A 9,734-nucleotide genomic window follows, 5' to 3' on the forward strand; every position below is an offset into this window, starting at 1 on the left:
CGCCAGCGCGGCGCCGCGGAGCACCGCCCGGCGTCCCGGGCGCTCCCCGGCCGGGGCGGTGGCGGTGGCGGGTCCGGAGGAGGGCGTGGGGAAGCCAGGTGCGTCGGCCATGCTTGATCGATCCCTTCGCGAGCGTGCGCTGCGACGGCGGAGCCCCCGCCGGCGGCAGCCGGAGGAACAACCGCGGTGGCACCTCGCGCCGGGTGCGACGGCTACGGGCGAGCGGGGACGCCAGGGCCCCTCATCGCATCACAAGCATGCGCTTGGTTGGTCATCTGTGTCAACACGTAGCGCGGCGGGGCCGACACGCGATGCGGCGGCCGCCCACCCGTGCCCGCGCGCGGCACGCCGTACGGCGGACAATGGGGCATGCGGAAATACGTGATCATGGGGGTGCAGGGGAGCGGCAAGGGCACCCAGGCCACGCTGCTGGCCACCGATCTCGACCTGACGCACATCAGCGTCGGCGACGTCTTCCGGTGGCACGTCAAGCAGCACACCAAGCTCGGCGCCCAGGTCCGCCGCCTGGTCGCGGCCGGCGAGCTGGTCGGCGACGACCTCGTCGAGGACGTCGTCAGAGACCGGCTCCAGCAGCACGACTGGAACTACGGCTTCGTCATCGACGGCTTCCCGCGCAACCGGCGCCAGGCGGAGTTCTTCCTGGAGAGCTACGACATCGACGGCGTCATCCACCTGGACCTGCCCGACGAGGAGGTGTGGCGGCGCGTCCTCGCGCGGCGGCTGTGCTCCCGGTGCGGCATGGACTACAACCTCATCGCCCACCGTCCAGAGGTGGAGGGCAGGTGCGACGTGTGCGGCGGGGAGCTGGTCACCCGCGAGGACGACACCCCCGAGGCGCTGGGCAGGCGGCTGCGCGACTACCACGACAAGGTCGATCCCGTGCTGGAGCTGTTCCGTGGCAAGGAGTACGTCACGACGGTCGACGCCCGCGGCGACAAGGCCGCCATCCAGCAGGCCATCCGCGACCGGCTCGGCCTGCCCGCCTACCAGGCCCCGGCGAACCAGGCCGGGCCGGACGCCTGACACGCCGGCTCGTCTCACGCCGGCTCGTCTCACGTCGGGACGGCGCGCGCCGGTGGTGCCCTTCGGCCTGGCGGGTCGGGACTTCCGGCCCTGCCCGGCGCGGTGGGGCCCACGGTCCGATGGAGGCCGGACGCAGGAGGAGGAGCCATGATCGTTGTCGGTGTCGACGGGTCGGTCCCCGCGCGCGCCGCGGTGGAGTGGGCGGTCAACGACGCGCTCCGCATGCACGAGCCGCTGCGCATCGTGCACGCCATGGACCGCTCGCCGTACGAGATCGCGAAGTTCCCCGCCGCCGAATGGCCCGACCCCCTGGTACGCGGCGGGCAGAAGATCCTGGCGGAGGCGCTGGCCCTCGCCCGTGACCGCCAGCCGTCCGTGGAGGTCACCACGGAGCTGATCGAGGGCTCGCCGGCCGCCGTCCTGTGCGAGCAGGGCGAGGGCGCCACCGAGGTCGTGGTCGGCAGCCGGGGGCACGGCGGGTTCGCCGGGGCGCTGCTCGGCTCGGTCAGCGACCACGTGGCCGGACGCGCGCACTGTCCCGTCGTGGTCGTGCACGGTGAGCGGCGGCCGGTGCGCGGCCAGATCGTGGCAGGCGTGGACGACGAGCCCGAGTGCGAGCCCGCACTGGCGTACGCCTTCGAGCAGGCCGCGCTGCGCGGCGCCACGCTGCGGGCGCTGAATGCCTGGCAACTGCCGGTGCACGCTTTCGCGCCCGAGCTCGCCTTCGACCTGGACGACATCCGCGCGACGCAGCACCAGGTCGTCCGAAGGGCGCTGGAGCGGTTCGAGAAGGAGTACCCGCAGGTCACGGTGGTCGAGGACGTTCAGACGGCGCACCCCGTGGAGGCGCTGGCCAGGGCCTCGGCCGAGGCGGACCTGCTCGTGGTGGGCTCGCACGGCCGCGGCGCGATCGGCGCGGCGCTGCTCGGGTCGGTCAGCCGGGGCGTCCTGCACCACACCCACGGCCCGGTCGCCGTCGTCCGCGCCGGATGAGGTCCGTCATCCGCGCGGGTGATGAGGTCCGTCATCCGCGCGGGTGAGGTCCGCGGTCCGCGTCAGTGACGTCCGTCGGTGAGGACCTAAGGCCGCATGCCCGGGGACGTTCGCCGCTGCCGCCTCCCGGGGCGCGAACGGGATCGTGAGAGGAGGAAGCGAGGTGGCACCAATGCCAGTCAACGTCAGGGACGTCATGGGACGGGTGGCGATCACCGTCCGCGAGAACGCGTCGTTCGCCGACATCGTCGACGCGATGAAGCGCTACGCCGTCGGCGCGGTCACCGTGATCGACGCCGACCGCCGCCCGGTGGGCATCGTGTCGGAGGAGGACCTGCTGCAGAAGGAGATCGAGCCGGTACGGCACGGCGCCCAGATCTTCGAGTCGCGCAGGCGGCGGCAGCAGCACCAGAAGGCCGCGGGAGTGACCGCGGCCCAGCTCATGACCGCTCCGGCGATCACCGTGACCCCCGGCACGCCGGTCCGCGACGCGGCGCGGCTCATGCGCGACAAGCGGATCAAGCAGCTGCCCGTGATCGACCCGGTGACCGGGCGCGTCAGCGGCACGTTGCACCAGCAGGACGTGCTGCGCGTCTTCACCCGGCCGGCGGCCGAGCTGGAGGCCGACGTCAACGCCCTGCTGCCCGCCCCCTCGGCGTTCTGGGTCGAGATCGACTCGGGTGTGGTGACCGTCCGCGGCACCGTCGAGTGGAGCTCCCAGGTCATCGATCTGGTCGAGGCGATCCGCCAGGTGGAGGGCGTCGTGGACGTCGTCCCGGTGCTGGCCGACGACAAGGAGGACCTGCTCATCGTCCCGCCTCAGCTCTAGGACTCCCATGCTCCGATGCCCGGCGGGGCGGCGGCCGTACGCCGGCCCGCCCGCACGGCACTCGGATATCTCGTCGGCGGCGAGACCACGAAGAGGCCCATTCCCGAAGGTCTCGCCGCCGGCCCCCTCCGGGATCTCACCGCGCGGCCGTCATGCGCCGGGAGGTGTCATGACGGCCAGGTCCATCCGCTGATCTCGGGGTCGTCCTCGCCGTGGCGGCGGGTGTGCGCGCGGGCGCTCAGGCGGGCGTCGGCCATCCGCTGACGCAGGTGGGCCTGGGCGCCGGCGAGGCCGGGGACGCGGTCGATGACGTCCATGACCAGGTGGAAGCGGTCGATGTCGTTGAGCATGGCCATGTCGAAGGGGGTGGTGGTGGTCCCCTCCTCCTTGTAGCCGCGCACGTGCAGGTTGTGGTGGCCGCGGCGGCGGTAGGTAAGGCGGTGGATCAGCGACGGGTAGCCGTGGAAGTTGAAGATGACGGGCTTGTCGATGGTGAACATGGTGTCGAACTCGGCGTCGGACATGCCGTGAGGGTGTTCCGAGGGCGGCTGCAGGCGCATCAGGTCGACCACGTTGACGACGCGGACCTTGAGGCCGGGCAGGTGCCGGCGGAGCAGGTCGGCGGCGGCGAGGGTCTCCAGCGTGGGGACGTCGCCGGCGCAGGCGAGCACCACGTCCGGGTCGGTGCCCGCGTCGGTGCTGGCCCAGGGCAGGATGCTCAGCCCGCGGGTGCAGTGCGCGACGGCCTCGTCGACGGTGAAGAGGTCGAGGACGGGCTGCTTGCCGGCGACGACGACGTTGACGTAGTCGCGGGAGCGCAGGCAGTGGTCGGCGACCGACAGCAGGGTGTTGGCGTCAGGGGGCAGGTAGATGCGGATCACGGAGGGCTTCTTGTTGGCCACGACGTCCAGGAAGCCGGGGTCCTGGTGGCTGAAGCCGTTGTGGTCCTGCCGCCAGACGTGGGAGCTCAGCAGGTAGGTCAGGGAGGCGATCGGCCGGCGCCAGTGGATCCTCTGGGAGGCCTCCAGCCACTTGGCGTGCTGGTTGAACATGGCGTCCACGATGTGGATGAACGCCTCGTAGCAGTTGAACAGGCCGTGCCGGCCGGTGAGCAGGTAGCCTTCCAGCCAGCCCTGGCACAGGTGCTCGGACAGGACCTCCATGACGCGTCCGCCGGGGGCCAGGTGCTCGTCCGTGGGCAGGCGGGCGGCGTTCCAGGCGCGGTCGGTGACGGCGAAGACCTCGCTCAGCCGGTTGGAGGCGGTCTCGTCGGGACCCATCAGGCGGAAGTTGCGCGGGTTCGCGGTGATGAGGTCGCGCAGCAGGCCGCCGAGGACGCGGGTGGGCTCGCTGGCGTGGGTGGCCGGGGCCTTGACCTCGACGGCGTGCGCGGTGAAGTCGGGCATGCGCAGCGGGGTGAGCAGTTCGCCGCCGTTGGCGTGGGGGTTGGCGCTCATCCGGCGCGGCCCGTCGGGGACGGTGCCAGCCACGGCCGGGTGGGGGCGGCCGTCAGGCGTGAACAGCTCCTCGGGCCGGTAGGAGCGCATCCAGGTCTCCAGCGCGGCGAGGTGGTCGGGGTTGTCACGGACCGCGCTGAGGGGGACCTGGTGGGCGCGCCAGGTGCCCTCCACCGGCAGGCCGTCGACCTCGCGCGGCCCGGTCCACCCCTTGGGGGTACGCAAAATGATCATGGGTAGGCGGGGGGTGTCGCCCGCGCGGTAGGCGGCCATCTCGTCGAAGACGGCGTCGAGGACCTCGGCCATCTGCTGGTGGTCGGGGCCCACCAGGTGCGGCCGGTAGCCGTGGCCCTCCATCAGCTTCAGCAGGTCGGATTCAGGGATGCGGGCCAGCACCGTGGGGTTGGCGATCTTGTAGCCGTTGAGGTGCAGGATGGGCAGGACCACGCCGTCGCGGGACGGGTCGAGGAACTTGCCGGAATGCCAGCTCGCGGCCAGGGGCCCGGTTTCGGCCTCGCCGTCGCCGATGACGCAGGCGACGGTCAGGCCGGGGTTGTCGAACGCGGCGCCGTAGGCGTGGGCCAGGCTGTAGCCGAGTTCGCCGCCCTCGTGGATGGAGCCGGGCGTCTCCGGGGCGACGTGGCTGGGAACGCCGCCGGGAAAGGAGAACTGGCGGAACAACCGCCGCATGCCCTCCTCGTCCTGGGAGACGTCGGGGTAGCGCTCGGTGTAGGCGCCCTCCAGCCAGGCGTGGGACACCGCGGCCGGCCCGCCGTGCCCGGGGCCGACGATGTAGATCATGTCCTGGTCGCGTTCGCGGATGATCCGGTTGAGATGGGCGAAGCAGAAGTTCAGCCCCGGGGTGGTGCCCCAGTGGCCCAGCAGGCGGGGCTTGATGTGCTCGGGCCGCAGCGGCTCCTTGAGCAGCGGGTTGTCCAGCAGGTAGATCTGCCCCACCGACAGATAGTTCGCGGCCCGCCAGTACGCGTCTATGTGCTCCATGACGCCCATGCGACGTTCCTCCAGGGGTTCGGTCCGGCCAGAGCTCCACTGTTCCCCCTACCCACGATCGCAACCAGCCGCCGGAGGTCACCCGTGGCGGGGCCGAAGGTCCCGGCGGGCCAGGCCGTACGGCACTGCCCGGCCAAGGCTTGGCAAAGGTTTCCTCTACGTCTGGGCCGTCGCCCGGATCTCGATCGGCTGGGTGTTCCTCTGGGCCTTCCTGGACAAGACCTTCGGCCTGGGCTTCGCCACGCCGGCGAACCGCGCCTGGATCGAGGGCGGCAGCCCCACCACCGGCTTCCTCAAGGGGACGGGAGAGAACGCCCTCGGCGGCTTCTTCAGCGCCCTGGCCGGGCAGGCGTGGGTGGACTGGCTGTTCATGGCCGGTCTCCTCGGCATCGGCGCCGCGCTGATCCTGGGCGTGGGCACCCGCGCCGCCGCCGCCACCGGCAGCCTCATGCTGCTCCTCATGTGGGCGGCCGAGCTGCCCCTGGCCAACAACCCGTTCATGGACGACCACATCATCTACTCGATCGTGCTGGCCGGCCTGGCCATGGCGGGTGCGGGCGGCACGCTCGGCCTCGGCGACCTGCCGATCGTCCGGCGCCACCCCGTCCTCAGGTAGCGGCCGTCATGGGCCCTGCGCGAGGCAGCCACCGTCATGGGCCCTGCGCGCCCACCCCGTCCCAGGGGTGGGCGCGCCGCCATGTCCGCAGGACCGTCGCCGCGCTCAGTTCACCGAGGCGGTCCGCGCGGCGGGCACCTGCACCCGCCCCCGGTAGGGGTCGACGCGGTTGAGGGCGCTCCGGGCGATGTCGGTCACGTCGGCGTCGGAGAAGTCGTCGCCGAGCGGGATGCCAAGGGCCGCGAACAGCTCGCGCGTCTCGGTCACGGTCGGCATGCCGCTCAGCGGGGTGGCCGCGTGGACCGGCAGCAGCCTCGTCTGGTTGAGACTGTTCTCCAGCTCGACGTACCAGGGGTTGTAGTGCGGGCTGGTGCGCGGGATCGCCAGGCCGGGGAACTCCGGGCCGCGCTGGGTGATCACCAGGTGGTGCGAGGTGAGGTCGCAGCGGAACAGCGAGATCGTGTTGGACAGACCGATCTTGAGGTCGAGCAGCTGGCTGTTGCGCTGGCGGTACCAGCAGGCGGACAGGATCGTGGCGTACACGTCCTTGCGCGTCCCCAGGGAGGTCCACGCCTTCTCCTCCGCGCCGTCGTCCGACAGGTTGCGGTGCAGCTCGGTGTAGGAGGAGCACAGGGCCTCGTCGGTCGGGTCGAGCAGCTCCAGCAGGAAGCGCAGCCTGCTGCGGCCGCGCTTGGCCCGCTCGATGCACTCGGGCAGGGTGACCGCCCTGATGTAGGTGCCCGTGCCGCCCTTGAACAGCCACAGGTCGCTGCCCGCCCGCGCCTCCGCCAGGACCCGGGTGATGGCCGCCCCGTTGAGCGACTTCACCGAGTCGCCGCTGGCCAGCAGCCGCCACATGCCGTCGGTGGTGCGCGACAGGCCCGCGATCTGGTCTGCCATGCGCCCGGACCTGCTCCGGTCCCTGATCCACACGAACGCGAGCAGGGCCAGCACCGGCAGGATGAGCTTGTCGGACTGGCCGTCCTCGAGCACCTCCAGCAGGTCGAGCACGCTCACGGCGGCGGCGACGAGGAGTACGACGCCGAGGTCGAGGTTGGGGAGGGCGCCGCGCAGACGCGCGAGGAGGGGGGCCATGTCTGTCGTTTAACCGCTCCGGACACACCCCGTCAAGCGGATTGCGCACCCCGGCAGGAGTCTCAGAGGGACGAGTCGGAATTGCTCACGCAGGGCCTGGCGTAGGCGTCGCCCGCGAACTCGGTGCGCCACGCGCCGCCCTCACGGGGGCCGGCGTCGGAGGTGAACCGGCCCCGCCGGACGGGCGTGTTGGCGGTGACGGTGCTGCTGCCGACCGAATGGAACGCGTTCACCGGCGCGCCGGGGGCACGGTAGAAGACCGAGATCACCTTGTTCCCGAGCCACCTCCACGAGGATCGCCCATCAGCGCGGCGGTGCCGCGGAACTCCGCGCGCCAGTGGCCGCTCTCCGGCGCGAGAGCCCGCGCCCGGAACACGCCGAGATCGTCGGTGACGGCATCGGCGAAGATCCGCCAGCCGCAGGTGTTCTCCTCCTGGAACGTGATCACCACGCTCTGGCCGCCCGCCGGAGCCCAGGTTCCGCCGCGCTCCCGCTCCAGCCGCCCGGTGAACGTCACCGGGTCGCCGCGCGTCACCTCGGCGGGCCGGGCCTCGAAGCTCGCGAACCGCGTCGCGGGCTTGGCGCCGCGGATCTCCACCATGAAGCCGTGCGCGGCCCGCGCGCCGCCGGCGTCCACCGTGACGCTCCAGTCGCCCGCCTGGTCGCCCTGCCGGAAGGTGTGGACGGCCCGCCGGTCGCACGGCGCCTGCTGCTCGGCGAAGTCCAGCTCCGTCCGCGACCCGTCCGGAGCCGTCAGCCACCCGCGTGCCGACGTGGCGTCCTCCGTCGACGCCTCGACGATGACCTCGACGGGGTTCGCGTCCAGGACGACCGGCTCCGGCGTCACCTGGATGGCGAGGACGACGGGCTGTGCTGCCTCCATGGTGGATCTCCTTCGTTCCTGTTCAGCAGATCTCGCGGTACGGCGAGCCCCGGATGAGACGTCTCCAGTCACTGCACGCCCGACATGCCCCCCACGGCCAGCGTCCGGCTGTCGGGGGCGAACGCCAGCAGGTCCACCTCCTCGAACTCCCTCGCCTGCAACGAGAGGCGCCCGAGCGGCCGGTGCCCGGCGGCCTCCCAGAGGCCCACCCACGAGGCCAGCGCGCCAGTGGTGATGATCTTGCCGTCCGGGCTGAACGCGATCGCCCGGACGCCGTCCGGGGTCGGGCCGAACGGCTTGCCGGCGACCTTCCCCGTCGCCACGTCCACCAGCGCGTGGTCCTCGCCGTCGATGGCCAGCTCACGGCCGTCGGGCCGGAACGTCAGGCCGGAGCCGCCGCTCACCGGCAGGGTGCGCGTCAGGGCCCCGCGCCGCACCTCCCACAGCTGCACGTTCCGCCGGTTCTTCGCGGGCGGGGTGACCGTGTCCCTGAAGGGCGCGACCGCCAGGGTTCCCCCGTCGGGGCTGAACGCGAGCCCGCCCACCTGGGTGGCGTCCCCGACCGCGAACGTGCCCCGCCTCGCCGAGGTCCGCGCGTCCCACAGGGTCACCGCGGCGGGAGGGGCGGTGCCCACGGCGAGCAGGCCGCTGGGGCCGAGCGCCATCGCGGTCGCGGCGGACAGGGAGGCCGGCAGCCTGGCGAGCCTCCTGCGCCCGGCGATGCTCCAGAGCTCCACCCTGGACCGGCGCAGGATCGCGGTGCGGGTCGCCGGGTCGATCAGCCCCGCCTCGACGTCGCCTGCCAGCCTGCGCGGGCGGGTCAGGTCCGCGACGTCCAGGACCACGGCCATGCCGTCGAGCAGGCTGTAGGCGAGCGTGCCCGCGTCGGGGCCGAACCGCAGCCCGGCGACCACGCCGGCGACGGGATGCCACATCAGCCGCGTGCCGTCCTCGGCCCACAACCCGATCCGGGCTCCGTCGAAGGCGGCCAGGAAGGCGCCGTCCCGGCTGTATCTCAGCAGCCGCGCCCTGACGCCCTTCAGCGCGGTGGCGCGCCACCGGCCCGTCGCCAGGTCCCGGAATCGGACCCCGCCGCCCGTGCCCACCGCCAGCGTCCGCCCGTCGGGGCTGAACGCCAAGACGTCGCCGGCCGGCCGGGCCAGGCGCCCCTGCCAGTTCCACAGCTCGTAGCGCCCGCCCGGCGCGGTCGCGGCCATCAGGCCGTCATCGGCGGAGAAGGCCAGGTCGCCGGCCTCGGGGACGTCCAGCGGGAGGAGGGTCTGACTGGTGAGATCCCACACCTGCCCGGGCCCGCGCGGCGTGACGGCCGCGAGCAGCAGCCGCCTGGGGCCGAACGCCACCCACCGCGCTCCCTCCCCGAACTCGGCGATCCGCACGTTCCGCTCGGTGTCATACAGGGCGATGCGCCGCTCCGCCGCCACGGCGAGGCGTCGGCCGTCGGCGCTGAGCGCGACATCCCTCACCAGGCCGGAGACGCCGCCGATCACCCTGGTGCGGCGCCGCGTCGCCACGTCCCAGAACACCGCCTGGCCCCCGTCCACCACGACCAGCGTCCGCCCGTCGGCGCTGAGCTCGTGCGCGGCGTCCCCCGTCACCAGGCGCGGGCGCAGGACACTGCGCTCCCGCTGGGCCAGCGCCGCCTGCATCGCGGCCTTCGCCTCGGTCACCGGGGCGATCCGCCACGCGGCCACGCTCAGCAGCATCGCGGTCAGCGGCTCCTCGCCGCGCAGCGCGTTCGCCCGGGCGGCGGCCTGCTTGGCGGCGGCCGAGTCCCGCTGCCGGGAC

At 72.8% G+C, this 9,734-nt stretch carries 8 protein-coding genes and 1 pseudogene; 4 read left to right on the forward strand and 5 right to left on the reverse strand.

The genetic code is table 11. The features are described from left to right. The first annotated feature begins 369 nt into the window (after positions 1-369). From DQW85_RS33225 to DQW85_RS33235, 3 genes are all read left to right on the forward strand, one after another. Positions 370-1,044 (forward strand): adenylate kinase family protein, encoded by a 675-nt coding sequence (locus DQW85_RS33225; RefSeq protein WP_113703733.1) that lies wholly within the window; start codon positions 370-372, stop codon positions 1,042-1,044. Positions 1,045-1,191: 147 nt separating this feature from the next. Then, positions 1,192-2,037 carry a universal stress protein gene (locus DQW85_RS33230; RefSeq protein WP_113703734.1) on the forward strand — a complete coding sequence of 282 codons (846 nt, stop codon included), beginning with the start codon at positions 1,192-1,194 and terminating at the stop codon, positions 2,035-2,037. A gap of 172 nt (positions 2,038-2,209) precedes the next feature. Next, on the forward strand, positions 2,210-2,866 hold the full coding sequence (locus tag DQW85_RS33235) for a CBS domain-containing protein (protein WP_113703735.1): 657 nt from the start codon (positions 2,210-2,212) through the stop codon (positions 2,864-2,866). Positions 2,867-3,033: 167 nt separating this feature from the next. On the opposite strand, the gene DQW85_RS33240 is transcribed toward DQW85_RS33235, so the two are convergent. Beyond that, entirely contained in the window at positions 3,034-5,325 is a 2,292-nt protein-coding gene (locus DQW85_RS33240) for a phosphoketolase family protein (protein WP_420819202.1), read from the reverse strand. Positions 5,326-5,491: 166 nt separating this feature from the next. On the opposite strand from DQW85_RS33240, the pseudogene DQW85_RS33245 reads away from it, so the two are divergent. After that, positions 5,492-5,950: pseudogene (locus tag DQW85_RS33245) on the forward strand (hypothetical protein); the annotation flags it as partial. A 105-nt stretch (positions 5,951-6,055) separates the two neighbouring features. On the opposite strand, the gene DQW85_RS33250 reads toward DQW85_RS33245, so the two are convergent. The 4 genes from DQW85_RS33250 to DQW85_RS33265 form a co-directional block, all read right to left on the reverse strand. After that, positions 6,056-7,045 carry a hypothetical protein gene (locus DQW85_RS33250; RefSeq protein WP_113703738.1) on the reverse strand — a complete coding sequence of 330 codons (990 nt, stop codon included), beginning with the start codon at positions 7,043-7,045 and terminating at the stop codon, positions 6,056-6,058. A 62-nt stretch (positions 7,046-7,107) separates the two neighbouring features. After that, positions 7,108-7,314, reverse strand: a complete 207-nt coding sequence (locus DQW85_RS33255; protein ID WP_113703739.1) for a hypothetical protein — start codon at positions 7,312-7,314, stop codon at positions 7,108-7,110. Further along, on the reverse strand, positions 7,311-7,928 hold the full coding sequence (locus DQW85_RS33260; protein WP_113703740.1) for a hypothetical protein: 618 nt from the start codon (positions 7,926-7,928) through the stop codon (positions 7,311-7,313). The genes DQW85_RS33255 and DQW85_RS33260 overlap by 4 nt, the downstream gene beginning before the upstream one ends. Before the next feature lie 68 nt (positions 7,929-7,996). Further along, a partial coding sequence (locus tag DQW85_RS33265; RefSeq protein WP_205315596.1) for a WD40 repeat domain-containing protein occupies positions 7,997-9,734 on the reverse strand: 1,738 nt, incomplete at its 5' end.

Source organism: Nonomuraea lactucae (genome assembly GCF_003313395.1).
Classification (GTDB): Bacteria; Actinomycetota; Actinomycetes; order Streptosporangiales; family Streptosporangiaceae; genus Nonomuraea; species Nonomuraea lactucae.

Bases quoted from the DNA above. Each gene is read 5' to 3' on its own strand.
- DQW85_RS33240 (WP_420819202.1), bottom strand. From the start codon at position 5,325: ATGGAGCACATAGACGCGTACTGGCGGGCCGCGAACTATCTGTCGGTG.
- DQW85_RS33225 (WP_113703733.1), top strand. From the start codon at position 370: ATGCGGAAATACGTGATCATGGGGGTGCAGGGGAGCGGCAAGGGCACC.
- DQW85_RS33250 (WP_113703738.1), bottom strand. From the start codon at position 7,045: ATGGCCCCCCTCCTCGCGCGTCTGCGCGGCGCCCTCCCCAACCTCGAC.
- DQW85_RS33235 (WP_113703735.1), top strand. From the start codon at position 2,210: ATGCCAGTCAACGTCAGGGACGTCATGGGACGGGTGGCGATCACCGTC.
- DQW85_RS33230 (WP_113703734.1), top strand. From the start codon at position 1,192: ATGATCGTTGTCGGTGTCGACGGGTCGGTCCCCGCGCGCGCCGCGGTG.
- DQW85_RS33260 (WP_113703740.1), bottom strand. From the start codon at position 7,928: ATGGAGGCAGCACAGCCCGTCGTCCTCGCCATCCAGGTGACGCCGGAG.